We start from the raw sequence: 24,077 nt of genomic DNA, 5'->3' as shown, positions 1-24,077 counted from the left end.
ATCCTTCCCTCTCCCCTCCGGGGAGAGGGTCAGGGTGAGGGGAAAAACCATGCACACCACCCACAGCACATTTTCTCTCGCCGGCCACACCCTCCACCGCATCACTTTCGACCCCGCCACCTTTACCGACGCCGATCTCCTCTGGCTCCCCCACCACGCCCAGCTCGCTGACGCCGGACGCAAACGCAAGGCCGACCACCTGGCAGGCCGCATCGCCGCCGCGCACGCCTTACCTGACCACACCATGCCCGCCATCGGCCCCAGCGGGGAACCGCTCTGGCCGCAAGGTATTTCCGGCAGCATCACCCACAGCGGCACGCAGGCGATAGCCGTCGTCACGCAATACCCGGCGCTTATCGGCATCGACTGTGAAACGATCCTCTCCGAAAACGAAGCCAGGGAAATCAAAGACGGCATTATTGATACGCAGGAAGAACCTGTGCTTTCCCGCCTGGGATACCCGTTCGCCCTCGCCCTGACGCTGGTCTTCAGCGCCAAAGAGAGCCTGTTTAAGGCCCTCTTTCCGCAGGTACAGGCCTGGATGGGTTTTGACTGCGCCCGCGTTACCAAGCTCGACGACAAGACGCTCACGCTGGCGTTGACCCGTCAACTGGCAGGCTTTGAAGAAGGCACCGCCTTCCGCCTGCACTGGCAGCAGCACGGCGAACAGGTCATCACCCTGCTGTCACACGCTCCTGGCGACGAGCCTTCACGCTGGTCACCACAAACGTCACGATAAACACCATCGCGAACAGGACCACAATGGTCGGCGCAGGCGCGCTGTCGAGATAAAACGAGGCATAAACGCCGCTTACCGACACCAGCGCTGAAACGGCGACCGCCACCAGCAGTGCCATGTGAAAGCGTCGGGTAATCAGCACCGCCACGGCGCCGGGCGCAATCAGCAGGGAAATCGACAGAATAATCCCCACCGCTTTCAGCGTCGCAACGATGGTCAGCGAAACCATGCACAGTAAGCCGTAGTGCAGCCAGCGGGTGCGCAGGCCACTCGCCTGCGCCTGCTGATAGTCAAAGCAGAACAGCAGAAAATCGCGCCACTTCAGGCCAATCACCAGCGCAATCAGCCCCGCGACGAGACCGCTTTGCAGAATGTCCATCCCGTTAATACCCAACATATCGCCGAACAGAATGTGGTCGAGATGCACCTCAGGTTTGACGGCGATATAGAGGATCAGCCCGGCGCCGAACATGCCGGAAAAGACGATCCCCATGACCGTATCCTGTTTGATGCGGCTGTTATCCTTCAGATATCCGGTGGCGACCGCGCAGAAAAGACCGGCCACGAATGCACCCAGCGCCAGCGGCAGGCCCATCATCCAGGCCAGCACGACGCCGGGAAACACCGCGTGGCTCATGGCGTCGCCCATCAGCGCCCAGCCTTTCAGCACCAGAAAAACCGACAGCAGCGCGCAGGGCACGGCCACCATGAGTGAAATCAGCAGCGCGTTGTTCATAAACGCAAACTGGAACGGTTCGAGAAGCAGCGTCAACATGGGTGTGCCTCCCGCGCCCGACGGCGGCTGGCAAGCAGTCCGTGCTTCGGCGCAAAGACGAACGCCATCAGGAACAGCAGCGTCTGGGCGACCACGATAATGCCGCCGGTGGCGCCGTCCAGGTAATAGCTGGCCCACGCGCCGAGGAAGCTGGTGATGCTGCCAATGGCGACCGCAATCATCAGCAGGCGCGGGAAGCGGTCGGTCAGCAGCCACGCGGTCGCGCCGGGCGTGACCACCAGACAGATCACCAGAAATGCGCCGACGGTTTGCAGCGCCGCCACGGTAGAGACCGCCAGCAGCGTGAAGAAGAGAATTTTCAGGCGTTCAGGACGCAGGCCGATGGCGCGGGCGTGGTTCTCATCAAAAAAGGTCACCATCAGATCTTTCCATTTGAACAGCAGGATAACTATCGACACCACGCCGATAATCGCCAGCTGGACGATATCTTCCGGGGCGATAGCCAGAATATTGCCGAGGACGATGGTCTGAATGTTCACCGAGGTCGGGTTGAGCGAGACCATAAACAGCCCCAGCCCGAAAAACGAGGAGAAGATCAGCCCGATAATGGCGTCCTCCTTCAGGCGGCTGCGCTGGTTGAGAAACAGCATGCTGCCCGCCGCCAGCCCGCCCGATAAAAACGCCCCCAGCGAGAACGGCAGCCCGAGCATGTAGGCCCCCGCTACGCCCGGCACGATGGAGTGCGACAGCGCATCGCCGATCAGCGACCAGCCTTTGAGCATCAGATAGCAGGAGAGAAACGCGCACAGCCCGCCCACCATCGCCGAGACCCACATCGCGTTGAGCATGTACTCGTAGCCGAAGGGTTCGAGAAGCACGTTCATTTGGCCTCCTGACGGTGCGTGACGAAGGGGCGTTCGTCATCGGTAATAATGCGATCTTCCGAGCCGCTGAGCACCACGTGGCGCAGCACGCCGCTAAAGGCGCGCTCGAGATTCTCGGCGGTAAAGGTGATATCCGTCGGGCCGCTCGCCAGCACGGTGCCTTTGACCATCACCGTGTAATCGCAGAATTCCGTGACCGAGCCCAGATTGTGGGTCGAGACCAGCATCGTTTTACCCTCGTCGCGCAACTCCCGCAGCAGGCTGATGATCCTGGCTTCGGTTTTGACGTCCACGCCGGTAAACGGCTCGTCGAGCAGGATCACCTCGCCCTGCTGGGCAATCGCACGGGCCAGAAACACGCGCTTCTTCTGCCCGCCGGACAGCTCGCCAATCTGCCGATGGCGCAGCTCGAGCATATCTACACGCTTCAGGGCGTCGGTGACGATCTGCTTATCGCATTCTTTGGGACGACGCAGAAACCCCATATGCCCGTAGCGGCCCATCATCACCACGTCCTCGACGAGCACCGGAAACGACCAGTCGACCTCTTCCGACTGCGGCACGTAGGCGACCAGGTTCTGACGCAGCGCCCGGTGAGGCGGCAGCCCCAGAATGGAGATAGTGCCGCTCGCCGCCCGCACAAACCCCATCACCGCCTTAAACAGCGTGGACTTGCCGGAACCGTTCACCCCCACCAGGGCGGCAATCGATCCGCCCGGCACGCTGAACGATGCGTCGCGCAGCGCCGTGTGGCCGTTGCGGTAGGTCACGGTCACGTCGGTTACAACAATCCCCTCGTGCATGGTTACTCCTTCATGCCGTCACGGATGCCCTGCACCAGCGTGCGGGTGGTGACGTTCAGCAGATCGATATAGGTCGGCACCGGGCCGTTTTCCGCGCTCAGAGAGTCGACGTACAGCACGCCGCCATAGTGGGCGCCGGTTTCACGCGCCACCTGACGGGCGGGCTTATCCGAGACCGTACTTTCGCTAAACACCGCCGGAATGTGATGTTTTTTCACCATGTCGATAACCTTGCGCACCTGCTGGGGCGTGCCCTGCTGATCGGCGTTGATCGGCCACAGGTAAAGCTCCTTCAGGCCCAAATCCCGCGCCAGATAGGAGAACGCCCCTTCGCTGGTTACCATCCAGCGTTTGTCTTCAGGTATCTCCGCGACCTGCTTGCGCAGCGGTTCGAGAGTGGCGGTGATCTTCTGCTTGTAGGCTTCCGCATTGCGCTGATAGGTCTGTGCGTTGGCCGGATCGTTCTTCACCAGCGCGTCGCGGATGTTATCGACGTAAATCAGGGCGTTGTCCGGCGACATCCACGCGTGCGGATTGGGCTTGCCGTTATAGGGCCCTTCGCTGATGCCCATCGGGGTGATGCCTTTGGTGACAATCACCTCCGGCACGCCGTTCAGATGCTGATAAAAGCGCTGGAACCACAGCTCCAGATTCATGCCGTTCGCCAGGATCAGCTGTGCCTTCTGCGCGCGTTTGATATCGCCCGGGGTGGGCTGGTATTCGTGAATTTCCGCGCCCGGTTTGGTGATGGAGGTGACCTCTGCGGCATCCCCCGCCACGTTTTTCGCCATATCAGCGATAACGGTAAAAGTGGTGATGACCTGGAACTTTTCAGCCGCCAGCGCGCCGGTCGTGGTCGCGGTCATGAGCAGCGCGCCGAGCAACAAACGCTTCAATCCTTGCCGTGGATGCATCGCAGAAGTCTCCTGAGGTGATTAAATTCAAAGCAAAATTAGCCTGTGCTATAAGGTATAGCATAGGCTATGTTTAAATGAAAATAGTTATCATTAAAGTTGTGTCAATGAAGGGCGTGACGGGGAAGTTTTAGGAAAAGTGCGTTCTTTTTCCTCTGCCGTTCAGGCGTATGATTGAAGACCAATACCCACATAAAAAACATGGAATTGTTATGCCTGTTAATGAAAGGATCCACCCCACTTCGGGAACCCCAATTAATCCAGGCGGGGTCCGACAGCTCACGATCGGTGAAATCGCCCTTGCTAAGACGCTTTACGGTTACAGCATCCGTTATCATCTGGTGTGGATACACAGGGAAAGTTATCTTCCTTTTAATTTACAACCTGTAAATGTTGCTATGACTCCCAACGGGGAAATGTGGTTTAGAGAAGACACATATTCTCCGGATTTTTCATTAGAAAAATTGTTAGATAAAAAACACCTATTCATGCATGAAATGATGCATGTCTGGCAAGCCCAAAAAGGGATGTTTGTCAGAACAAGGGGATTATTCTCTGGTATTGCTGACTACACCTATAGCTTTGATAAAGCAGATCTGTTGCATTACGGATTAGAACAGCAAGCATCGATCGTAAGTGACTACTGGTTATTACAGTTTTATGGGTTTGAAAAATATACATTCCTGCCAAAATATCGAGATATTAATTCGAATGAACCCGTTTATTCTCTGCTGCAAAAATATAAAAATATTCTGAAAGGATTCCCAGGATGAAAACTATAACGCTCATCTCACCATTATGTATTCTCCTGACGGGGTGCCCTGGTTGCCCGCCGTTGTCTCATCCCAGAGCTACTTTTATTGAGGGTAACCATGTTTGCTTTAGTATTAATAAAAAAGATGTCGTGAACTATTACACCATTGATTCCAGCAAAGGCCCCGACATTACTACCATCACAAGTTCGGGAAGGAATAAAATCAGTTGGTCTTATCCTAACAGTTGCATAGATGTTAATTGGGAGTATGGCTATACATATGTTATTAGCTATGGTTTAAATAATAAAAATTATCATCACGAATTCTTTATTGATAATGACGGACAGCTTACTAATTTAGGAGAATTATAATGTCATTACCCGCTTACCTATTTCTCTACGATGAGAACGGAATGCAGGTTCAGGGCGACTGTATGATGCCAGGCCGGAAAGGTGCTATCGAAATTATGAACAGCAGTTACGGCATAAAACAGGCAGTGGACAGCCATACCGGGAATATGACCGGAACACGGCAGCATGGCCCTGTTACTCTGCATAAGCAATTGGATAAAGTGAGCCCTTATCTTGCCGTTGCCGCCTGCGAGGGCAGACGGCTGCAAAAAGCCATTATCAAATATTATGAAATTGTTGAAGCGGGAGCAGAAAGGGAGATCTACACCATTACGCTTGATAGCGTAGTGATCTCATCTCTGGATTTCACGCATGTTTATTACCCAGGCAGCTCAGCCCCGAATATGCATGAAGTTGTTGGGCTTCGATTCCGGGGCATTCAGTGGAATTATGTGAAAGGTAATATTCTTTATGCCGATGCATGGATGAAACCAGCTCAGAAAGAGAAGAGTAACGCATAATTTACCTGGCTCATAAAGATCAATGCATGCTGCCGCTCAGAAACGGCGATCCTGGCATTCCCTGGATCGCCTGGTTAATCTTAAGCGCTACCCTTTTCCACTTTCGTTCACGGGCAAATCCCCCGTATCAATTAACGCTCCCGGAAACGTCTCCAGCCACTTCATCATCTTCAGTTTGTTGGTATACGTTGCACTGACGCCTTCCAGACAGCCCCACAGCTCACGGGAATTTTGCGGCGTAATCACAATACAATCCGGCATCACGCGGATCTTCACGGCTATTCCTGCTTTAAACCCTGCGCGGGTTAACCACGCGCCGGTTAACGGCAGATAGTTGCGCTCCATTCGAGTATAAAGTTCCACACAGGCGGAACCCGCCTCTCCTCTTTCATGAAGATACGCAGAGTGAACCGGCTCGTCATGCAATGCCCGGATGCGTTTTTTGCGTAGCTTCTCGCGATTTTCTTGCTGAATCTCTAAATCTGCATTTTGTGTTTGGGCAATAGCCCGCTCTGGCATAGAATTCTTCGCAGCCATAATCAACTCCGTGTTAGTTGTTTGTGGTTAGCGGTATGGAGGTGGTCGCACACCTTTGTACCGCGATTCCTTTTCTTACCTTTTTACCTATTCTTTCAAGATCTCAGTGCTGGCTTAACTGGCGCTATTATACTGCCATGGATAAATGTACAGGGGTCGAATATTAGGGAAATGCGAGGCGGCTCGAGTAAATAAAGAAAAATAAAATGGTGAATATAAAGAAAGGAAATATTGCCCTTCAGATCCAATGCTCATTAAACGCCTGATGGCGCTTCGCTTATCAGGCCTACGATAAACCGGTTTTGTAGGCCGGGTAAGGCATCGCCGCCACCCGGCATGAGGGCAGCGGCGCTGCCTTTGTAGGTTCTTCAGATCAAGCCTCAAACATCCGGGAACATCACGCTATTCCCCGGCGCTTCCCTGTGCAGATGGATAAAGTTCAGGTGCCGTTCATACTGGTCCAGAATGTCCGTGATCACCTGCTCCTTGCTGTAATCCATCAAATCATTCCCCTGGCTCCCTTCCAGCAGGAAGGTCTCCAGCCGGTAGTAGGTCGACTTCCCGCTGCGCGCCCGGTAGGTAAAGCCGGGAACCGAATACTGCTGCGGCCAGATCTGATAGACAAAGTTCTGCTCGTCGCCCATGTGCACCAGCAGATCCAGGTGCCCCAGATTTTCGCCCTCCTCTGGCGGCAGGTTTTTCAGTTCAACGTAGGCGCCACGCAGCTTCAGCTCCTGGGCCACCTCTTCCATCGCCGGGAAACAGACCGTCTCCATCATCTGGCTGGTGTAGCGCGTGCCGGGGTAGTTCATCAGGCGCGAGAGGCGTTTCTTCCAGCTCAGCCTGTCCTGCGCGCCCAGCGGACGCGGGGCGGTGTCGCGGCTGGCGCTGACGCGGCGGTAGTCTTCCACCTTAAGCGATTTATACAGCCCGGCCATCACGAAGAAGATCACGAAGCTGAACGGCAGGCCCATGATCACCGTGGTGTTCTGCAACGCCGAGATACCGTTGGTCATCAGCATGCCGAGCGTCAGCAGGCCGATGGCGACGGACCAGAAGATGCGCAGCCAGTTCGGCGCGTCGCTGTTAATGTCCTTGAGCTTCGAGGTGAAGTTCCCCAGCACCAGCGCGCCGGAGTCCGCCGAGGTGACGTAGAACAGCAGGCCGGTGATGGTCGCCACGGAGGCGCTAAAGGTGAACGCCGGGTACTGGGCCAGCAGGCTGTAGAAGCCGCGCTCCGGGTGCGCCATAGCCTCCTGCGCGAAGGTCGCATTGCCGTGGATAATTTCGTGCAGCGCGCTGTTGCCGAAAATCGACAGCCACAGCAGGGTGAAGGTGAACGGGATAATCAGCGTGCCCATCACGAACTGACGGATGGTGCGCCCGCGCGAAATACGCGCCAGGAACAGGCCGACAAACGGTGACCACGCCACCCACCACGCCCAGAAGAACAGCGTCCAGTTGTTCATCCACTCCACCGGGCGGTCGAAGGCAAAGCTGTTCAGCGTCATGCCCATAAAGCGGTTCACGTAGTCGCCCACGTTCAGCACTAAGGCATTGAGCAGGAACGAGGTGTCGCCCATAAACAGCACGAACAGGATCAGCCCTAGCGCCAGCGCCACGTTCAGCTCGGACAGCACGCGGATGCCCTTATCAACGCCAGACGTCACCGAAATGGTGGCGATAATGACAGAGAGCGCAATCAGCGCCGCTTTGGCGGCCATCGAATCCGGGATATCAAACAGCACGCTCAGCCCGTAGTTGAGCTGTACCACGCCAATCCCGAGCGTTGTCGCGATACCGAAGATGGTGCCGATCACCGCCGCAATGTCGACGCTGTGGCCAATCGGGCCGTTGATCTTTTTACCGAAGATCGGATAAAGCGCGGAGCGGATGGTGAGGGGCAAATTATAACGATAGCTAAAGTATCCGAGCGCCATGCCCATCAGGGCGTACATCGACCAGCCCGTCAGGCCGTAGTGGAACAGCGTCCAGACCATCGCCTGGCGCGCGGCCTCCATCGTCTGCCCTGCCCCTTCCGGCGGCTGCATATACTGCGTGACCGGTTCCGCCACGGAGAAGAACATCAGGTCGATGCCGATGCCTGCGGCAAACAGCATTGCGGCCCAGCTCAGCAGGCTGAATTCGGGCTTAGACTGCTCTGGCCCGAGCTTCACCGAACCGAAGCGCGAGCAGGCAATGCAGACCACGAAGACAATATAGAGCGTCGCCGCCAGCAGATAGTACCAGCCGAAGGTCTTCGACACCCAGTTCAGGGTGCGCCCAATCCACTCGGCAGAAAAATCACGAAAGAAAATGGTCGTCAGGGAAAACAACAAAATCAGCCCGGCGGAAGTATAAAAAACGACCGGGTTGATTTTGTCTTTTTCTCTGTCCTGTGAAAGGTCTGTCATCCAGTATCCCCACTGTTTTTGTAACTATTGAAATCCAAATCCGCAACAATTAAGACACATTTTATATTGAACGTCCAATCAAAAACCGCTTTAATAGTTAACCAACGCTGATGAATGGAGTGGCAAAAATGCCCAAAGTGGGGATGCAGCCGATCCGGCGCAGGCAGCTAATCGATGCCACGCTGGAAGCAATTAATGAAGTGGGAATGCATGACGCAACCATCGCGCAAATCGCCCGTCGGGCGGGCGTATCCACGGGGATCATCAGCCACTATTTCAAAGATAAAAACGGTCTGCTGGAAGCGACCATGCGTGACATCACGGGTCAGCTGCGCGACGCGGTATTAAGCCGTTTACGCGCCCTGCCGGACGGCAGCGCAGAGCAGCGATTGCAGGCGATTGTCGGCGGCAATTTTGATGAAACCCAGATCAGCGGCGCGGCGATGAAGGCCTGGCTGGCCTTCTGGGCCAGCAGCATGCATCAGCCGATGCTCTACCGTTTGCAGCAGGTCAGTAGCCGCCGATTGCTCTCTAACCTGGTGTACGAGTTCCGCCGCGAGCTGCCGCGTGAACAGGCTGAAGAGGCGGGCTACGGGCTTGCCGCACTGATTGACGGGCTATGGCTGCGCGCTGCGCTCAGCGGCAAACCGCTGGATAAAACCCTGGCCCAGTCGCTCACCAGCCACTTTATCAGCCAGCATTTACCGACCGATTAACCGAGGAGAATTTATGTCCCGAATGGCAGAACAGCAGCTTTATATCAATGGTGGTTACACATCGGCCACCAGCGGTCGCACCTTCGAGACCATCAACCCGGCGAACGGTGAAGTTCTGGCAACCGTGCAGGCCGCCGGGCGCGAAGACGTGGACCGCGCCGTGGAAAGCGCACAGCGCGGGCAGAAGATCTGGGCGGCGATGACCGCCATGGAGCGCTCGCGCATCCTGCGCCGCGCCGTCGATATCCTGCGCGAGCGAAACGACGAGCTGGCAACGCTGGAAACCCTCGACACCGGTAAAGCGTATTACGAAACCTCGACCGTCGACATCGTTACCGGCGCGGACGTGCTGGAGTACTACGCGGGACTGATCCCGGCGCTGGAAGGCAGTCAGATCCCGCTGCGCGACACCTCGTTCGTCTACACCCGCCGCGAGCCGCTGGGCGTGGTGGCGGGCATCGGCGCGTGGAACTACCCGATCCAGATCGCCCTGTGGAAATCTGCCCCGGCGCTGGCGGCGGGCAACGCGATGATCTTCAAGCCGAGCGAAGTGACGCCGCTTACCGCCCTGAAACTGGCGGAGATCTACACCGAAGCAGGCGTGCCGGACGGCGTGTTTAACGTCCTGCCGGGCGTGGGCGCAGAGACCGGCCAGTTCCTGACCGAGCATCCGGGCATCGCCAAAGTCTCCTTCACCGGTGGCGTGGCCAGCGGCAAAAAGGTGATGGCGAACTCGGCGGCCTCGTCCCTGAAAGAAGTGACAATGGAGTTGGGCGGCAAATCGCCGCTGATAGTGTTTGACGATGCGGATCTGGATCTCGCGGCAGATATCGCCATGATGGCGAACTTCTTCAGCTCCGGCCAGGTGTGCACCAACGGCACCCGCGTGTTCGTACCCGCGAAGGTCAAAGCCGCGTTTGAGCAAAAAATCGTTGAGCGCGTGGGCCGCATCCGCGCGGGCGACCTGTTCGATGAAAACACCAACTTTGGCCCGATGGTCAGCTTCCCGCACCGCGACAGCGTGCTGCGCTACATCGCCAAAGGCAAAGAGGAAGGCGCGCGCGTGCTGTGCGGCGGCGACGTGCTGAAGGGTGACGGCTTTGACAACGGCGCGTGGGTGGCCCCGACCGTGTTCACCGACTGCACCGACGAAATGACCATCGTGCGCGAAGAGATCTTCGGCCCGGTGATGTCCATTCTTACCTATGACACTGACGAAGAGGCCATTCGCCGCGCCAATGATACCGACTACGGTCTGGCGGCGGGCATCGTCACCGCCGATCTGAACCGCGCCCACGGCGCTATTCATCAGCTCGAAGCGGGCATCTGCTGGATCAACACCTGGGGCGAATCCGCCGCAGAGATGCCGGTCGGTGGCTACAAACACTCCGGCATTGGCCGTGAGAACGGCGTCATGACGCTTCAGAGTTACACCCAGGTGAAGTCCATCCAGGTTGAGATGGGTAAATTCCAGTCCATATTTTAACCGGGAGGTTTATTTGCAATTTGACTACATCATTATCGGAGCCGGCTCTGCCGGCAACGTACTGGCAACACGACTGACTGAAGATCCGAACACCACCGTCCTGCTGCTTGAGGCGGGCGGGCCGGACTACCGCTTTGACTTCCGCACCCAGATGCCTGCCGCGCTGGCCTTCCCGTTGCAGGGCAAGCGCTACAACTGGGCGTATGAAACCGAGCCAGAGCCTTTCATGAACAATCGCCGCATGGAGTGCGGACGGGGTAAAGGGCTGGGCGGCTCGTCGCTGATCAACGGCATGTGCTACGTGCGCGGCAACGCAATGGATCTGGATAACTGGGCGAAAGAACCGGGTCTGGAGCACTGGAGCTACCTCAACTGCCTGCCCTATTACCGCAAGGCAGAGACCCGCGACGTGGGGCCGAACGACTACCACGGCGGCGACGGTCCGGTGAGCGTCACCACCTCTAAGCCGGGCGTGAACCCGCTGTTTGAAGCGATGGTAGAGGCGGGCGTGCAGGCGGGCTACCCGCGCACCGACGACCTTAACGGCTATCAGCAGGAAGGCTTTGGCCCGATGGACCGCACGGTCACGCCGCAGGGCCGACGCGCCAGCACCGCGCGCGGCTATCTGGACCAGGCCAAACCGCGCCCGAATCTGACCATCCGCACCCACGCCATGACCGATCACATTATCTTTGACGGCAAGCGCGCGGTGGGCGTCGAGTGGCTGGAAGGCGAAAGCACCATTCCGTCAAAAGCGACGGCGAAGAAAGAGGTGCTGCTGTGCGCGGGCGCCATCGCGTCTCCGCAGATCCTCCAGCGCTCCGGCGTGGGCAACGCTGAACTGCTGAAGCAGTTTGATATCCCGCTGGTACATGATTTACCCGGGGTGGGTGAAAACTTGCAGGATCACCTGGAGATGTACCTTCAGTATGAATGTAAGGAGCCGGTCTCCCTCTACCCTGCCCTGCAATGGTGGAACCAGCCGAAGATTGGCGCGGAGTGGCTGTTTGGCGGCACAGGCGTGGGCGCGAGCAACCACTTCGAAGCGGGCGGATTTATCCGCAGCCGCGAGGAGTTCGAGTGGCCGAACATTCAGTATCACTTCCTGCCGGTGGCGATTAACTACAACGGCTCGAACGCGGTGAAAGAACATGGCTTCCAGTGCCACGTTGGCTCCATGCGCTCGCCGAGCCGCGGCCACGTGCGCATCAAGTCGCGCGATCCGCACCAGCATCCGGCGATCCTGTTCAACTACATGTCCCACGAGCAGGACTGGCAGGAGTTCCGCGACGCGATCCGCATCACCCGCGAGATCATGCACCAGCCAGCGCTGGACAAGTATCGCGGTCGTGAAATCAGCCCGGGCGTCGAATGCCAGACCGACGAACAGCTGGACGAGTTCGTACGCAACCACGCCGAAACCGCCTTCCACCCGTGCGGCACCTGCAAAATGGGCTACGACGAAATGGCGGTGGTCGACGGCGAAGGCCGCGTTCACGGGCTGGAAGGGTTACGCGTAGTGGATGCGTCGATTATGCCGCAGATTATCACCGGCAACCTGAACGCCACCACCATCATGATTGGCGAAAAGATTGCCGACGCCATTCGCGGGCGCGAGCCGCTGGCGAAGAGCACGGCGGCGTATTATGTGGCGGATGGGGCGCCGGTTCGCCGCTGAGTGCGAACGTCTCCCCTCACCCCGACCCTCTCCCAGAGGGAGAGGGTGTCATCGTCCCCTCTCCCTCTGGGAGAGGGTTAGGGTGAGGGGAAATTATTGCCGAAATGCTTCAAGCCGCTTAACCTGCCGTCCTTCCCCGTCAAAATTCTCCGCCGCCAGCCAGGCGCGCAGCTCTGCATCGCGCTGCGGCCATTCGCCGTCAATAATCGAAAGCATATCGCTGTCGCGGTTGCGTCCTTTACGCACCAGCTTCTGGCGCAGGCGCCCTTCCCAGACAAACCCCAGCCGCTCCGCCGCGTTGCGTGAGGCGATGTTCATCGAATCGCACTTCCACTCCAGCCGGCGATATTGATGCTCAAAGGCATTTTTCAGCAGCAGCCACACCGCTTCGGTACCCACGCGGGTGCCCTTCATTCTGCGCGACCAGGTGACGTGGCCGATCTCAACCGAGCCCTGAAAGCGTTCTATCGCCATATAGCTGACCAGCCCTACCGCCTTTTCGGTGCGCAGATCGATAACGGCAAAGGGCACCAGGTCGTCATCCAGCACCTTTCCCAGCACCCAGTGCGCAGTGGCCTCAACGCTCACAGGCTGGGTGCTGGCAAGCCACGTCCAGTCGCTGTCGTCACCCAGCGCATAGGCTTCAAACAAATCAGCCGAATGGCGGTCAGCATCCAGCGGCTCCAGGCGGCAATACTGCCCGGTGAGCAGGGTACGGGTTAACGCGCGGGCGCATTTCCAGTCCGGGACAATATCGTTAACGGTTTGACCATGTTGATTGATTTCGGGCACGGCGGTGACTCCCTGAAAGGTAAGGAGTTTGTTATATCAGGTTAAAAAGCGAACGAAAAGAGAGGTGACTCATAACCAGACCGAATGCGTTATTCCCGGAGGGCATAAGCAAAGCAGAATTTCGACTTTGAGGAAATCCTCAGCCAGCCTACCGTAACGGTGCATAAAACAATCACAATATATTTTCTTCAGGGATCGCTATGAATAAAAAACTGCTGCCGTTACTGGTGCTGGCTGCGCTCTCAAGCGCTGCTCACGCCGCTACCCCGCCCAACACGCTGGTTGTCGCCCAGGGTCTGGATGATATCGTGAGCCTTGACCCGGCCGAAGCCAACGAACTTTCCAGCATCCAGACCGTACCGAGTTTGTATCAGCGTCTGGTACAGCCGGACCGCGATAACCCGGAAAAAATCACCCCGGTTCTGGCCGAAAGCTGGGAAGCGGACGCGGCAGCAAAAACCCTGACCATCAAACTTAAGCCCGATGCAAAATTCGCCTCCGGCAACCCGCTGCGCCCGGAAGATGTGATCTTCTCATATACCCGCGCCGTGACGCTGAACAAATCCCCGGCGTTTATCCTCAACGTACTGGGCTGGGACGCCAGCAACATCGCCAGCCAGCTGAAGAAAGTGGACGACCATACCCTCACGCTTCGCTGGACGGCGGACGTCAGCCCGTCGGTAGCGCTGAATATACTCTCCACGCCGATTGCCTCCATCGTCGATGAAAAGCAGGTTGCGGCGAACGTGAAGGATAACGACTTCGGCAACGCGTGGTTAAAAATGCACTCTGCGGGCAGCGGCGCGTTCAAAATGCGCGTTTACCAGCCGCATCAGGCCATCGTGCTGGAAGCCAACGAATCCGCGCCCGGCGGCGCGCCGAAGCTTAAAAGCATCATCATTAAAAACGTCCCCGATCCCGCTTCCCGCCGCCTGCTGATCCAGCAGGGTGATGCGGACGTGGCGCGCGATCTGGGTGCAGACCAGATAATCGCCCTCAGCGGCAAGCCGGGCGTGAAGGTGCTTAGCATCCCTTCTGCCGAGCAAAACTATCTGGTGTTTAACACCGGCAACAGCGCTAACCCGCTGCTGAATAATCCAGCGTTCTGGGAAGCCTCGCGCTGGCTGGTGGATTATGAAGGCATCACCAAGGACCTGCTGAAAGGCCAGTATTTTGTTCATCAGAGCTTCCTGCCGGTCGGCCTGCCGGGCGCGCTGGAGGACAATCCGTTCACGTTTGACCCGGCAAAAGCAAAAGCGATCCTCGCCAGGGCGGGCATCAAAGACGCGCATTTCACGCTGGACGTAGAGAATAAACCGCCGTTCATCACCATCGCGCAATCCATGCAGGCGAGCTTCGCTCAGGGCGGCGTGAAGGTGGATCTGCTGCCCGCGGCGGGTAGCCAGGTGTACGCCCGCGTGCGTGCGAAACAGCATCAGGCGGCCATACGTCTGTGGATCCCGGACTACTTCGATGCACACTCCAACGCCAGCGCCTTCGCATGGAATGACGGGAAATCCAGCACCGTGGCCGGGCTTAACGGCTGGAAAATTCCGGAGCTGAACAACGCTACGCTGGCGGCGGTTGCCGAGCCGGATCCGGCAAAACGTCTGGATCTGTATAAGAAGATGCAGGAACAGTTACAGCATAACTCGCCGTATGTGTTCGTTGACCAGGGCAAAACCCAGATCGTGGTGCGCGATAACGTGAAGGGGTATCAGCAGGGGCTGAACGCGGATATGGTCTGGTACGATCGCGTTACGAAGTAGCCCTTGTTGCCGGGTGGCGCTGCGCTTACCCGGCCTACGTTCCTGGTTTTTGCAGGCCGGGTAAGGCGAAGCCGCCACCCGGCATAAAGAGATTTCCCATGCCACATCTTTCCACCCGCGTGCTTCAGGGTCTGCTGACTCTCCTGCTCACGCTGTTCGGGCTACTGCTGGTCACGTTTGCGCTCTCTGCCTTTTCCCCGGTCGATCGCGTATTGCAGATCGTCGGCGATCACGCCAGCCAGTCCACTTACGATCAGGTTCGCCACCAGCTTGGGCTGGATCGGCCCCTGCCGGTGCAGTTCTTGCACTACCTGCAAAACCTCGCTCACGGGGATTTAGGCACCGCCAGCGCTACCGGTCAGCCGGTATTGCAGGACCTGCTGCACGCCTTTCCCGCCACGCTGGAACTGGCAACGCTGGCGCTAATTATCGGCACGGTACTCGGCGTGATTGCGGGTGTACTGTGCGCCCGCTACGCCGGTTCGCCACTGGACTTAGCGATCAGAACGCTCACCCTGCTCGGCAATTCGGTGCCAATATTCTGGCTCGGACTGCTGATGCTGGCTCTGTTCTACGCGAAACTACAGTGGAGCGCTGGCCCCGGCAGGCTGGACGACATCTGGCAATTCACCGTCGAGCCACGAACCGGATTTGCGCTGGTTGATACCTGGCTTTCCGGCGACCGCGAGGCGTTCCGCAACGCCATCAGCCACCTGGTGCTGCCGGTGCTGCTGCTGGCCTACTACTCGCTGGCAAGTATCACCCGCCTGACGCGCTCCGCCTGTCTGAGCGAGATGAACAAAGAGTACATATTGCTCGCCCGCGCCAAAGGCGCCGGAGAGATGACCATCCTGCTGCGTCACGTGCTGCCGAACATTCGCAGCACCCTGCTGACGGTAATTGCGCTGGCCTACACCAGCATGCTGGAGGGCGCGGTATTAACCGAAACCGTCTTCTCGTGGCCGGGCATCGGGCGCTACCTCACCACGGCCCTGTTCGCCGGTGACACCACCGCCGTGATGGACGGCACGCTGCTGATTGGCGTCTGCTTTGTTCTGATCAATAACCTTACCGACCTGCTTGTGCGGGCGACCGATCCCAGGGTGCGCTAATGCCGTTTTATCTCTTCTTACGCCGCCTGCGCCGCTCCCCTGCCGCGTTTTGCGGGCTGATCGCCATCGCGCTGCTGGTGCTTATTGCCCTGTTCGCGCCGTGGCTTGCGCCGCATGATCCCAACTGGCAGGACGCCGCCGCGCGTCTGCAACCGCCCAACGCGCAGCACTGGCTGGGTACCGATAGCTATGGGCGGGATCTGCTCTCCCGATTAATCTACGGCACCCGTCCGGCACTGGGGCTGGTGGCCTTAGTCACCGTTATTACCCTCCCCGCCGGTCTGCTGGTGGGGATTTTGTCAGGCTACTACGGCGGCTGGATGGAGCGCATCCTGATGCGCTTTACCGACGTGGTGATGTCGATGCCGCGCCTGATCCTCGCCTTCGCGTTTGTCGCGATGCTCGGCCCCGGTCTGGTGAACGGCGCGCTGGCGCTGGCCTTAACGACCTGGCCTGCCTATGCGCGCCAGGCGCGCAGTGAAATCCAGCGTCTGCGCCACAGCGATTATCTGGCCGCCGCGGAGATGATGGGCATTCGCGGCCCGCGCCTGCAGGTCGGCCATATTCTGCCCCTGTGCCTGCCCTCCGCGATTGTACGGCTGACGCTGGATCTGGCCGGGATCATTCTGGCCGCCGCCGGGCTGGGTTTCCTTGGCCTGGGCGCACGTCCACCGATGGCGGAATGGGGCGCGATGATAGCCGACGGCATGCAGGTCATTTTTGACCAGTGGTGGATTGCCGCCATTCCAGGCGGGGCGATTCTGTTTGCCAGCCTGGCCTTTAACCTGCTGGGCGATGGCCTGCGCGACGTACTGGAGCCACAGCATGACTGAACACCGCGTCATCGTCGATGCGCTAAATATCGACTACCCCGCCGCGCGCGTGGTCAACAACCTGAGCTTTACGTTAGGCAACGAGCGGCTGGCGCTGGTGGGAGAATCCGGCTCCGGCAAGTCCATGTCTGCCCGCGCCCTGATGGGGCTGGTGCGCAAGCCCGGCATCGTGAGCGCTAAGCGGCTTAACGTGCTTGGCAACGACCTGCTGACCCTGAACAGCCGCCGCTGGCAGGCGCTGCGCGGCAACGGCATTGCGATGGTTCTACAGGACCCGCGCTACGCGCTAAACCCGGTGAAAACCGTCGCCGCCCAGCTTGATGAGGCGCTGACCCTCCATCAGCGCCTGCCCCGCGCCGAACGCCTGGCGCGCATTCACGATATCATCCGCGCCGTGGGGCTGAACGAGCACGTGCTCCAGCGCTATCCCGGCGAACTCTCCGGCGGCATGGGCCAGCGCGTGATGATCGCCATTGCGCTCGTCAACAACCCGCAGGTGCTGATCGCCGACGAACCGACTTCCGCGCTGGACGCACGCCTGCGCAACCAGATCCTGGAGCTGCTGGTACAGCAGTGCGAGGCGCGGCAGATGGCGATGCTGTTAATCAGCCACGACTTGCCGCTCGTCGCGGAACACTGTGACCGCGTGCTGGTGATGTATCAGGGTGAGAAAGTTGATGAAATGGCGGCGAGCCAGTTGCCGCAGGCAACCCATCCTTACACGCGCACGCTCTGGACCTGCCGCCCGAACGCCGGGACGTTCGGCCAGATGCTGCCGACGCTCGACCGTTCGCAACCGTGGAAGGAGGCCGACAATGGCACTCGTTGAGGTTAACCAGCTCCGGGTGAGTTTTGGTGAAAAAACGGCGGTTTCCGCCGCCAGTTTTGCCATCGAAAAAGGCGAAACCTTCAGCCTGATCGGTGAATCCGGCTGCGGCAAATCGACTCTTCTGCGCGTGCTGGCGGGGCTGCTGCGCGAGTGGAATGGCCACATTTCCGTCCTCGGGGAAAATTTACGGCCAGGACGACGTTTTGAAGGCGCGCTTCGCCGTAACGTGCAGATGGTGTTCCAGGATCCGTGGGCGTCTTTGCACCCGAACCACACCATTGCCCGCACCCTGTCGGAGCCGTTAAACATCCACGGCGAAACACAGGTTGCCGAAAAGGTGGCGGATGCGCTGCAACAGGTGGGTCTGGCTGCCGACGCCGGCAGGCGTTACCCGCATCAGCTTTCCGGCGGACAGCGTCAGCGCGTGGCCATTGCCCGCGCGCTGCTGCTGCGCCCGCAGCTTCTGCTGCTGGATGAACCGACCTCGGCGCTGGATATGTCGGTACAGGCGGAGATCCTGAACCTGCTCAACCGCCTGAAGGCGCAGCACGGCATGACCTACCTGCTGGTGAGCCACGATGCGGACGTGATTGCGCATATGTCCGACCGGGCGGCATTTATGGCGCACGGGGAGATCCAGCGGGTATTTGACCGTGAAGCAATGTTGCGGGGCGAGCACAGGATGGGGTAAGTGCGCGCGGCGGTGCCCGGTGGCGCTGCGCTTACCGGGCCTACGTTTCGTGCCGCGTTGATGGTTTTTCGTAAGCCGGGTAAGGCGTAGCCGCCACCCGGCAAAACGTTACTTCAGCAGCTTCACCGTGGCATCAATGTCGATCTCATCTTCAGTGAAGATCATCGTCGTGTTCTGGAAGGTGGTGATCGCCAGCTTCTTCACCGTGCGCATTTCGCCCGGCTTTTTCTCGGTTTTGGGTTTGATGCTGTTCATCAGCAGCCCCACCGACAGCACCGCATTCTCTTTGTCGATTTTGGTCTCAACGGGCTCTTCCTCGCTGAACACCACGAAGGATTTAATTGAGGTGAGCTTCACGCGCTCGCCCGCAATATAAAGATGCTTACTCTCCGGGATCACCTTCACCGCATACGCGGAAAGGCCTTTGCTGTTGGTGGTTGGCTCGAAGGTCACCGCCGCATCTTTTTTAATCAGATCAGGGTTGGCGACCTTAATCACATGAAAATAGCGGTTGTCGCCGTTTTCATCTTTGATAAATCCAAAGCCTTTATCTTTAAACCACGTTGTGATTGTACCGTTCATCGCTGTTACCGCCTGTCAGATCTTAAGACTAAAGTTTTGCAGCGCGCAGTGTAATGCACAATGGCTGACGAGACAAAAAAAAGCCCCTGCACGGGAGCAGGGGAAAGTTCATGTCAGAGCTTTTTAGTATTGTGTATTTAGTTGAACACCATCCCACCATCAATCAGCAGCGACTGACCGGTCATGTAGTCGGAATCCGGCCCGGCGAGGTAAGAGACGCAGGCGGCCACGTCTTCCGGCTCGGACAAACGGCCAAGCGTGATGCGTTTGGCAAAGGTTTCCGTCCCGTAGCCAAGCGGTTTACCCGCCGCCTCGGAGACCTGACGGTCGATTTCCGCCCACATCGGCGTTTTGACGATCCCCGGGCAGTAGGCGTTAACGGTGATCCCCAGCGGCGCGAGATCCCGCGCGGCGGTCTGGGTTAAGCCGCGCACCGCGAATTTACTGGAACTGTAGACGGCCAGCTCCGGGTTACCGGTGTGGCCCGCCTGGGAGCAGGCGTTGATGATCTTGCCGCCGTGCCCCTCTTTACGAAACGCGTCAATTGCGGCCTGAATGCCCCAGATCACCCCTTTCACGTTGATGTTGTAGACCTTGTCGACAATCTCCGGCGTGATGGATTCGATGGGCGTGGACGGCGCCACCCCGGCGTTATTGACGATGACGTTAAAACCGCCCAGCGCGGTGCGGGCTTTTTCCACCGCCGCGAACACCTGCTCGCGGTCAGAGACGTCCACCTTCACGGCGACGGCCTTCCCGCCGTTACGGGTGATCTCATCCGCGACCGCTTTCGCCGTCTCTTCGTTGTAATCCGCAATAGCAACGGCAAAACCATCCTTCACCAGGCGAAGCGCGATCGCTTTGCCAATCCCCTGGCCGGAGCCGGTTACGAGAGCCACTTTTTGCATTTCTCTGTCCTTATATTGATTCACAAAATCTGGCTGAGATGGAGCTGGCCCATCAGCAGCGGGTTATCGCTGTAGTCGACGGGAATGGCCACCACGGCCGGGCCATCGACATCCATTGCCGCACGCAGCGTCGGTTCGAGCGCATCCGCGCTCTCGACGGCAAAGCCTTTCGCACCGAACGCGTCGGCATAGACTTTGAAATCGACCGGGCCGAACTCGACGCCGGAAAGCCTCTGGTATTTTTTCTCTTCCTGGATGGCCACCATGTTGTAGGCGTTATCCACCCAGATGATGTGCAGCACATTGGCGTTGAGGCGTACGGCGGTTTCCAGCTCCATGCTCGACTGCAAAAAGCCGCCGTCCCCGGAGACCGAGACCACCTTGCGCCCCGGGTTGACCAACCACGCGCCAATCGCCCACGGCAGCGCCACGCCCATGGTCTGCTGACCGTTGGAGATCATCACCTGACGCGCCCGGAAGCTGTAGAGGTAGCGGGCGATCCAGATGTGGAAGCTGCCCATGTCGACGGTGAGCGTTACGTCGTTATTCACGATGTCCTGCATGGCCCGGACGATGCGCAGCGGATGCAGCGCAAACTGGTTGAGCGATGCGCCGCGACGGTCGAGGAGGTCCCGCTGATGCTGGCGATCGACAAGAATTTCCGAGGCGCGCTGGCTGAGTTCAAGTTTGTGCTCGATTCGACTGGCAAGCAGATTCAGCGTGGCGGCAATATCCCCGACCAGTTCCAGATCGGGAACATACTTGCGCTCCTCATAGGCGGGCAGCACGTCAATGTGCACCAGCGTCGCGTCGCCGCTGTTCCACATGGACGGCTCGTATTCCACCGGGCTGTAGCCGATGCAGATAATCAGGTCCGCCAGATGCAGCAGCCGGTCGCCCGCCTGGTTGTTAAAGAGGCCGACGCGTCCGGCGAAGCGGGTGAAGTGTTCCTGATTCACCGCCCCGGCGGCCTGATAGGTGCTGGTGACCGGAATACGGCTTCTCTCCAGCAGCTTATGCAGCGCGGCGCTGTTGGCGGGCTGGCTGGCCATCAGGCCGAGTAAGATGACCGGGTTTTTGGCCTTCGCGATAAGCTTCGCCACGTCGTTGATGGCTGACTCCGGCGCCGGGCCCATCAGCGCCGCGGTGCTGGCGGGTAAAATAGCCCCCGTGGTGGGCTGGTCGACAATATCCTGCGGCAGGCTGACAAACGCCCCGCCCGGCCTGCCCTGCTCGGCAGCGCGAAACGCGTTCGACACCACCTCGGCAATCGCGTCCGGTGAATTAACTTCGACGGCGTATTTGGTGACCGGGCTGAACATGGCGACGGTATCCATGCTCTGGTGCACCAGTTTCGCTTTATCTGCCCGCTTCACCGCCCCGCCCAGCGCCACCACCGGGTCACCTTCGCTGTTGGCGGTGGCGATGCCGGTGATCAGGTTGGAGCAGCCCGGCCCGGAGGTGACCAGCGCGACCCCGGCCTTACCGGTTAGCCGCCCTACCGCTGCCGCCATAAACGCCGCGTTCGCCTCGTGACGCACCGGGATAATCTCGATGGAGGAGTCCAGCAGGGAGTCAAAGACCTTGTCGATTTTTGCGCCCGGTATGCCGAACACCTGCTTCACACCCTGCGCTTCCAGCTGGCCGACAACCATATCGGCGCCGTGCGCCCACTGACGTGACTGTTTCTCACTGTTCACGGTAGTTCTCCTGTTAGTTTTCGACGGCGCGGATAGCCGCATCAAGGTTGCTGGGGTGCAGGTTGGCCTGTAAAAACGCGCTGTCGGCGGGCAGGTCAATCATCAGCTTGTGGATTTCGCCGAAGGTGAGCACGCCGTTCTCCAGCTGATAGTCGAGCAGGTGGCCCCCGCCCTGACGGTCGTCGGTGATAAAGTGTTCGTGATAGCCCGCCACGTTAATGCCCTGCATATGCTGCGGGGTGCGGAACCCGACCAGTACGCCCTCGCGCTGGTTAAAGCGGAACACCGGCTGGTCATCCAGCACGTCGGTCATCGCCCGGTACGGCGGTGTCTGGCGCGGTACGGTGCGGGTGTGCGCGTGGCGGAAATTGCCGTCGATGCGCAGCGCGCAGAACAGGTTATCGGAGGGGATTTGCTTGTCGATCACGTCGTGGATCTGCTGACGGCTGACCGGCCCGTCGAAGGCCTTGCGGTACTGCGGCTGGAACCAGGTCATCACCGCGAACGGCGTTTTTTGCTCCGGCTTCGCGGCGCGGGCGCTGCCGTCGGCGCGCAGCTGGTACACCTGGCTGCTGAAGGCAATCATTTCACCGTCCAGCTCGTTAAAGGTACCGAGACCAAAATCACCGTGTGCCAGCAGGTCGGCGATGGTCGTCTCCCCTTCGTAGACGCCGCTTAGCAGGGCGCTCATTAGCGATGTCTGATAGATCACGCTGTCAGGATGCTGAGCCGAGAACCCACGCAGGGTCTCGCATAAACTCGCCTCACAGTCGCATGCAGATGAATGCATCATCATGCCCGTCCTCTTCAACTTTATTTATAAAGGTTAAATAAATGTTGACCCGATTCAGCAGAGAGTTCCAATATAGAATCCATGCTGGTTTGAGACGTTTTTGATATGGAACTTCGTTATCTGCGCTATTTTGTCGCGGTAGCACGCGAGCGACACTTCACCAGGGCGGCCAAAGCGCTGGGTATTTCACAGCCTCCTCTGAGTCAGCAGATCAAACGGCTCGAAGAGGAAGTGGGCACGCCGCTGTTCAGGCGCCTGACGCGGGGCGTGGAGCTGACCGAAGCGGGAGAGGCCTTCTATGAGGACGCCTGTAAGATCCTGGCGCTGAGCGATGCCGCGCTGGAGAAAGCCCGGGGCATCGCGCGCGGGCTGAACGGCAGCCTGTCGATTGGCATCACCAGTTCAGATGCTTTTCATCCCAAAATCTTCGCCCTGATTCGCCAGTTTCAGGTGCAGAACATGGCTGTGCAGGTTCACCAGGTGGAAGCCAATATGTCGTCGCTGACGACGATGCTGGCGGAGGGTGAGCTGGATATCGCCTTTGTGCGCCTGCCGTGCGAAAGCAGTAAGGTGTTCGAATTAAAAATCCTCGATCGGGAGCCGATGGTGGTGGCGCTGCATCGCGATCATCCTCTGGCGGCATGTGGCGATCTGGCGCTGGATGAGCTGCGGGATACGCCGGTGGTGCTGTTCCCCCAGGAGGTAGCACCGGGGCTGTATGACCGCGTTTACGGCAGCTGCGAGCGGGCCGGGATCGATATGCAACACACGCTGCAATCTTCACAACTTTCCTCTTCCCTGAGCATGGTCTCCGCTGGCGGCGGGTTCGCGCTGGTGCCGAAATCCATGGCCGCTATTTCTCCGCCGAATGTCACCTACCATGCGCTGCGCTCGCCGGAGCTTTATACCGATATCGCGCTCTGCTGGCGGCGCTTTGAGCGTTCGCGGACGGTGAAGCGGTTTCTGGCGATGATGAGCGAGGAGTAGCTACGGTGTGGCTGTGCCCGGCGGCGCTGCGCTTGCGCGGGCCTACGCTTCGTGTCGCGGGTTGGTTGGCTTGTTGGCGGTTTTGTAGGCCGGGTAAGGCGCAGCCGCCACCCGGCAATGCCCTTTGGAAGCCGCCTCGCAAACTTTTAAGCAACCTTATGTAATTCAGGGGCATCCCTTTTCATCCCTTCTTCACCTGCAACTTCCCGATTCTGCGGATCTCTTTGAACTGTCTGGCACCTGTGCGGCATACGTGAGCGTACTGGTGGAAACGGACGATGCGGTGACATTTGCCACGCTCTGTAAGCAACTGCTGGGTTGTTAGCGGAGTTTGTGAAGGAGCCTTATATAACGGCTCACTGAGTCGGCCTTATACAAAGGACAACGTTGTTTGATGAATGACTGTTAAGAGCGTTCAGCAGGCTTCGATGCCAGATCGACTTTCAGCCATCTCATGACTAAAAATTACTGTTCGTGCCGGGTGGGGCATGCAATTGTTAGAGGAATGCACAGGAAGGCGGTCACGCCACAGAGGGCGTGACATAAAA

24 protein-coding genes are annotated in these 24,077 nt (G+C 58.6%); 13 read left to right on the top strand and 11 right to left on the bottom strand.

Going from position 1 to position 24,077, the window contains the following annotated elements; translation table 11 throughout:
• Positions 1 to 49: 49 nt before the first annotated feature.
• Entirely contained in the window at positions 50 to 739 is a 690-nt protein-coding gene (gene entD / locus L463_RS12700; RefSeq protein WP_032103084.1) for an enterobactin synthase subunit EntD, read from the top strand.
• On the opposite strand, the gene L463_RS12705 is transcribed toward entD, so the two are convergent.
• From L463_RS12705 to sitA, 4 genes are read right to left on the bottom strand one after another with little or no spacing between them, the layout of a single operon-like run.
• Positions 675 to 1,514 carry a metal ABC transporter permease gene (locus L463_RS12705; RefSeq protein WP_023303259.1) on the bottom strand — a complete coding sequence of 280 codons (840 nt, stop codon included), beginning with the start codon at positions 1,512 to 1,514 and terminating at the stop codon, positions 675 to 677. The two genes, entD and L463_RS12705, sit on opposite strands and share 65 nt — an antisense overlap.
• On the bottom strand, positions 1,508 to 2,359 hold the full coding sequence (gene sitC, locus L463_RS12710) for an iron/manganese ABC transporter permease subunit SitC (protein ID WP_023296090.1): 852 nt from the start codon (positions 2,357 to 2,359) through the stop codon (positions 1,508 to 1,510). The genes L463_RS12705 and sitC overlap by 7 nt, the downstream gene beginning before the upstream one ends.
• The gene (gene sitB, locus L463_RS12715; protein ID WP_032103082.1) at positions 2,356 to 3,162 is read right to left on the bottom strand and encodes an iron/manganese ABC transporter ATP-binding protein SitB; all 807 of its coding nucleotides are present in this window, start codon (positions 3,160 to 3,162) and stop codon (positions 2,356 to 2,358) included. The genes sitC and sitB overlap by 4 nt, the downstream gene beginning before the upstream one ends.
• 2 nt (positions 3,163 to 3,164) lie before the next feature.
• Positions 3,165 to 4,076 carry an iron/manganese ABC transporter substrate-binding protein SitA gene (gene sitA, locus L463_RS12720; protein WP_032103081.1) on the bottom strand — a complete coding sequence of 304 codons (912 nt, stop codon included), beginning with the start codon at positions 4,074 to 4,076 and terminating at the stop codon, positions 3,165 to 3,167.
• Between the two features lie 212 nt (positions 4,077 to 4,288).
• Between sitA and L463_RS12725 the strand changes: the two genes are divergently transcribed.
• Genes L463_RS12725 through L463_RS12730 form a run of 3 tightly spaced genes read left to right on the top strand, consistent with a single transcriptional unit; the run spans position 4,289 to position 5,702 of the window.
• A complete protein-coding gene (locus tag L463_RS12725) occupies positions 4,289 to 4,849 on the top strand; it encodes a hypothetical protein (protein WP_023296087.1) in 561 nt (186 codons plus the stop codon).
• Positions 4,846 to 5,202, top strand: a complete 357-nt coding sequence (locus tag L463_RS23495) for a putative T6SS immunity periplasmic lipoprotein (protein WP_023296086.1) — start codon at positions 4,846 to 4,848, stop codon at positions 5,200 to 5,202. The genes L463_RS12725 and L463_RS23495 overlap by 4 nt, the downstream gene beginning before the upstream one ends.
• Entirely contained in the window at positions 5,202 to 5,702 is a 501-nt protein-coding gene (locus tag L463_RS12730) for an Hcp family type VI secretion system effector (protein WP_023296085.1), read from the top strand. The genes L463_RS23495 and L463_RS12730 overlap by 1 nt, the downstream gene beginning before the upstream one ends.
• A gap of 87 nt (positions 5,703 to 5,789) precedes the next feature.
• On the opposite strand, the gene L463_RS24030 is transcribed toward L463_RS12730, so the two are convergent.
• Together L463_RS24030 and betT are read right to left on the bottom strand one after the other, a co-directional pair.
• Positions 5,790 to 6,239 carry a SymE family type I addiction module toxin gene (locus L463_RS24030; RefSeq protein ID WP_074130314.1) on the bottom strand — a complete coding sequence of 150 codons (450 nt, stop codon included), beginning with the start codon at positions 6,237 to 6,239 and terminating at the stop codon, positions 5,790 to 5,792.
• A 380-nt stretch (positions 6,240 to 6,619) separates the two neighbouring features.
• On the bottom strand, positions 6,620 to 8,653 hold the full coding sequence (gene betT, locus L463_RS12735) for a choline BCCT transporter BetT (RefSeq protein WP_032103080.1): 2,034 nt from the start codon (positions 8,651 to 8,653) through the stop codon (positions 6,620 to 6,622).
• 128 nt (positions 8,654 to 8,781) lie between these two features.
• On the opposite strand from betT, the gene betI reads away from it, so the two are divergent.
• Genes betI through betA form a run of 3 tightly spaced genes read left to right on the top strand, consistent with a single transcriptional unit; the run spans position 8,782 to position 12,533 of the window.
• On the top strand, positions 8,782 to 9,369 hold the full coding sequence (gene betI, locus L463_RS12740) for a transcriptional regulator BetI (RefSeq protein WP_017382531.1): 588 nt from the start codon (positions 8,782 to 8,784) through the stop codon (positions 9,367 to 9,369).
• Between the two features lie 13 nt (positions 9,370 to 9,382).
• Entirely contained in the window at positions 9,383 to 10,855 is a 1,473-nt protein-coding gene (gene betB, locus L463_RS12745) for a betaine-aldehyde dehydrogenase (RefSeq protein ID WP_032103079.1), read from the top strand.
• A gap of 13 nt (positions 10,856 to 10,868) precedes the next feature.
• The gene (gene betA, locus L463_RS12750; protein WP_017694353.1) at positions 10,869 to 12,533 is read left to right on the top strand and encodes a choline dehydrogenase; all 1,665 of its coding nucleotides are present in this window, start codon (positions 10,869 to 10,871) and stop codon (positions 12,531 to 12,533) included.
• A gap of 93 nt (positions 12,534 to 12,626) precedes the next feature.
• Here betA and L463_RS12755 read toward each other — a convergent pair whose 3' ends face one another.
• Positions 12,627 to 13,325: a GNAT family N-acetyltransferase gene (locus L463_RS12755; RefSeq protein WP_032103078.1), complete on the bottom strand. Its 699-nt coding sequence runs from the start codon at positions 13,323 to 13,325 to the stop codon at positions 12,627 to 12,629.
• 200 nt (positions 13,326 to 13,525) lie between these two features.
• On the opposite strand from L463_RS12755, the gene L463_RS12760 reads away from it, so the two are divergent.
• The 5 genes from L463_RS12760 to L463_RS12780 all read left to right on the top strand — a co-directional run bounded on the left by L463_RS12760 (position 13,526) and on the right by L463_RS12780 (position 18,559).
• On the top strand, positions 13,526 to 15,094 hold the full coding sequence (locus L463_RS12760) for an ABC transporter substrate-binding protein (protein WP_023303250.1): 1,569 nt from the start codon (positions 13,526 to 13,528) through the stop codon (positions 15,092 to 15,094).
• A 98-nt stretch (positions 15,095 to 15,192) separates the two neighbouring features.
• Positions 15,193 to 16,206, top strand: coding sequence for an ABC transporter permease (locus L463_RS12765; RefSeq protein ID WP_032103077.1), 1,014 nt, complete (start codon positions 15,193 to 15,195; stop codon positions 16,204 to 16,206).
• Complete coding sequence (locus tag L463_RS12770) at positions 16,206 to 17,039, top strand: ABC transporter permease (protein WP_032103076.1); 834 nt, start codon at positions 16,206 to 16,208, stop codon at positions 17,037 to 17,039. The genes L463_RS12765 and L463_RS12770 overlap by 1 nt, the downstream gene beginning before the upstream one ends.
• On the top strand, positions 17,032 to 17,868 hold the full coding sequence (locus tag L463_RS12775) for an ABC transporter ATP-binding protein (RefSeq protein WP_023296076.1): 837 nt from the start codon (positions 17,032 to 17,034) through the stop codon (positions 17,866 to 17,868). Before L463_RS12770 ends, L463_RS12775 begins: the two co-directional genes overlap by 8 nt.
• On the top strand, positions 17,855 to 18,559 hold the full coding sequence (locus L463_RS12780; RefSeq protein ID WP_032103075.1) for an ABC transporter ATP-binding protein: 705 nt from the start codon (positions 17,855 to 17,857) through the stop codon (positions 18,557 to 18,559). Before L463_RS12775 ends, L463_RS12780 begins: the two co-directional genes overlap by 14 nt.
• 108 nt (positions 18,560 to 18,667) lie before the next feature.
• Here L463_RS12780 and L463_RS12785 read toward each other — a convergent pair whose 3' ends face one another.
• From L463_RS12785 to budA, 4 genes are all read right to left on the bottom strand, one after another.
• Complete coding sequence (locus L463_RS12785) at positions 18,668 to 19,141, bottom strand: cold-shock protein (RefSeq protein ID WP_017382537.1); 474 nt, start codon at positions 19,139 to 19,141, stop codon at positions 18,668 to 18,670.
• 137 nt (positions 19,142 to 19,278) lie between these two features.
• Complete coding sequence (locus L463_RS12790; RefSeq protein ID WP_003858846.1) at positions 19,279 to 20,049, bottom strand: (S)-acetoin forming diacetyl reductase; 771 nt, start codon at positions 20,047 to 20,049, stop codon at positions 19,279 to 19,281.
• 20 nt (positions 20,050 to 20,069) lie between these two features.
• Positions 20,070 to 21,791 (bottom strand): acetolactate synthase AlsS, encoded by a 1,722-nt coding sequence (alsS, locus tag L463_RS12795; protein WP_154123198.1) that lies wholly within the window; start codon positions 21,789 to 21,791, stop codon positions 20,070 to 20,072.
• A complete protein-coding gene (gene budA / locus L463_RS12800) occupies positions 21,763 to 22,542 on the bottom strand; it encodes an acetolactate decarboxylase (protein ID WP_026094386.1) in 780 nt (259 codons plus the stop codon). Before budA ends, alsS begins: the two co-directional genes overlap by 29 nt.
• A gap of 105 nt (positions 22,543 to 22,647) precedes the next feature.
• Between budA and L463_RS12805 the strand changes: the two genes are divergently transcribed.
• The gene (locus L463_RS12805; RefSeq protein WP_015571195.1) at positions 22,648 to 23,529 is read left to right on the top strand and encodes a LysR family transcriptional regulator; all 882 of its coding nucleotides are present in this window, start codon (positions 22,648 to 22,650) and stop codon (positions 23,527 to 23,529) included.
• Positions 23,530 to 24,077: the final 548 nt, after the last annotated feature.

Origin of the sequence: Enterobacter sp. BIDMC 27, from assembly GCF_000534415.1 — a bacterium.
Taxonomy (GTDB): domain Bacteria; phylum Pseudomonadota; class Gammaproteobacteria; order Enterobacterales; family Enterobacteriaceae; genus Enterobacter; species Enterobacter hormaechei_C.
Note: the sequence above shows the minus strand (reverse complement) of the source record. Positions and strands in the feature narration are given on the sequence as shown.

What these genes read in the sequence shown, in the direction of transcription:
- entD (WP_032103084.1), top strand. Translation starts at nt 50, where the DNA reads ATGCACACCACCCACAGCACATTTTCTCTCGCCGGCCACACCCTCCAC.
- L463_RS12705 (WP_023303259.1), bottom strand. Translation starts at nt 1,514, where the DNA reads ATGTTGACGCTGCTTCTCGAACCGTTCCAGTTTGCGTTTATGAACAAC.
- sitC (WP_023296090.1), bottom strand. Translation starts at nt 2,359, where the DNA reads ATGAACGTGCTTCTCGAACCCTTCGGCTACGAGTACATGCTCAACGCG.
- sitB (WP_032103082.1), bottom strand. Translation starts at nt 3,162, where the DNA reads ATGCACGAGGGGATTGTTGTAACCGACGTGACCGTGACCTACCGCAAC.
- sitA (WP_032103081.1), bottom strand. Translation starts at nt 4,076, where the DNA reads ATGCATCCACGGCAAGGATTGAAGCGTTTGTTGCTCGGCGCGCTGCTC.
- L463_RS12725 (WP_023296087.1), top strand. Translation starts at nt 4,289, where the DNA reads ATGCCTGTTAATGAAAGGATCCACCCCACTTCGGGAACCCCAATTAAT.
- L463_RS23495 (WP_023296086.1), top strand. Translation starts at nt 4,846, where the DNA reads ATGAAAACTATAACGCTCATCTCACCATTATGTATTCTCCTGACGGGG.
- L463_RS12730 (WP_023296085.1), top strand. Translation starts at nt 5,202, where the DNA reads ATGTCATTACCCGCTTACCTATTTCTCTACGATGAGAACGGAATGCAG.
- L463_RS24030 (WP_074130314.1), bottom strand. Translation starts at nt 6,239, where the DNA reads ATGGCTGCGAAGAATTCTATGCCAGAGCGGGCTATTGCCCAAACACAA.
- betT (WP_032103080.1), bottom strand. Translation starts at nt 8,653, where the DNA reads ATGACAGACCTTTCACAGGACAGAGAAAAAGACAAAATCAACCCGGTC.
- betI (WP_017382531.1), top strand. Translation starts at nt 8,782, where the DNA reads ATGCCCAAAGTGGGGATGCAGCCGATCCGGCGCAGGCAGCTAATCGAT.
- betB (WP_032103079.1), top strand. Translation starts at nt 9,383, where the DNA reads ATGTCCCGAATGGCAGAACAGCAGCTTTATATCAATGGTGGTTACACA.
- L463_RS12760 (WP_023303250.1), top strand. Translation starts at nt 13,526, where the DNA reads ATGAATAAAAAACTGCTGCCGTTACTGGTGCTGGCTGCGCTCTCAAGC.
- L463_RS12765 (WP_032103077.1), top strand. Translation starts at nt 15,193, where the DNA reads ATGCCACATCTTTCCACCCGCGTGCTTCAGGGTCTGCTGACTCTCCTG.
- L463_RS12770 (WP_032103076.1), top strand. Translation starts at nt 16,206, where the DNA reads ATGCCGTTTTATCTCTTCTTACGCCGCCTGCGCCGCTCCCCTGCCGCG.
- L463_RS12775 (WP_023296076.1), top strand. Translation starts at nt 17,032, where the DNA reads ATGACTGAACACCGCGTCATCGTCGATGCGCTAAATATCGACTACCCC.
- L463_RS12780 (WP_032103075.1), top strand. Translation starts at nt 17,855, where the DNA reads ATGGCACTCGTTGAGGTTAACCAGCTCCGGGTGAGTTTTGGTGAAAAA.
- L463_RS12785 (WP_017382537.1), bottom strand. Translation starts at nt 19,141, where the DNA reads ATGAACGGTACAATCACAACGTGGTTTAAAGATAAAGGCTTTGGATTT.
- L463_RS12790 (WP_003858846.1), bottom strand. Translation starts at nt 20,049, where the DNA reads ATGCAAAAAGTGGCTCTCGTAACCGGCTCCGGCCAGGGGATTGGCAAA.
- alsS (WP_154123198.1), bottom strand. Translation starts at nt 21,791, where the DNA reads ATGCGGCTATCCGCGCCGTCGAAAACTAACAGGAGAACTACCGTGAAC.
- budA (WP_026094386.1), bottom strand. Translation starts at nt 22,542, where the DNA reads ATGATGCATTCATCTGCATGCGACTGTGAGGCGAGTTTATGCGAGACC.
- L463_RS12805 (WP_015571195.1), top strand. Translation starts at nt 22,648, where the DNA reads ATGGAACTTCGTTATCTGCGCTATTTTGTCGCGGTAGCACGCGAGCGA.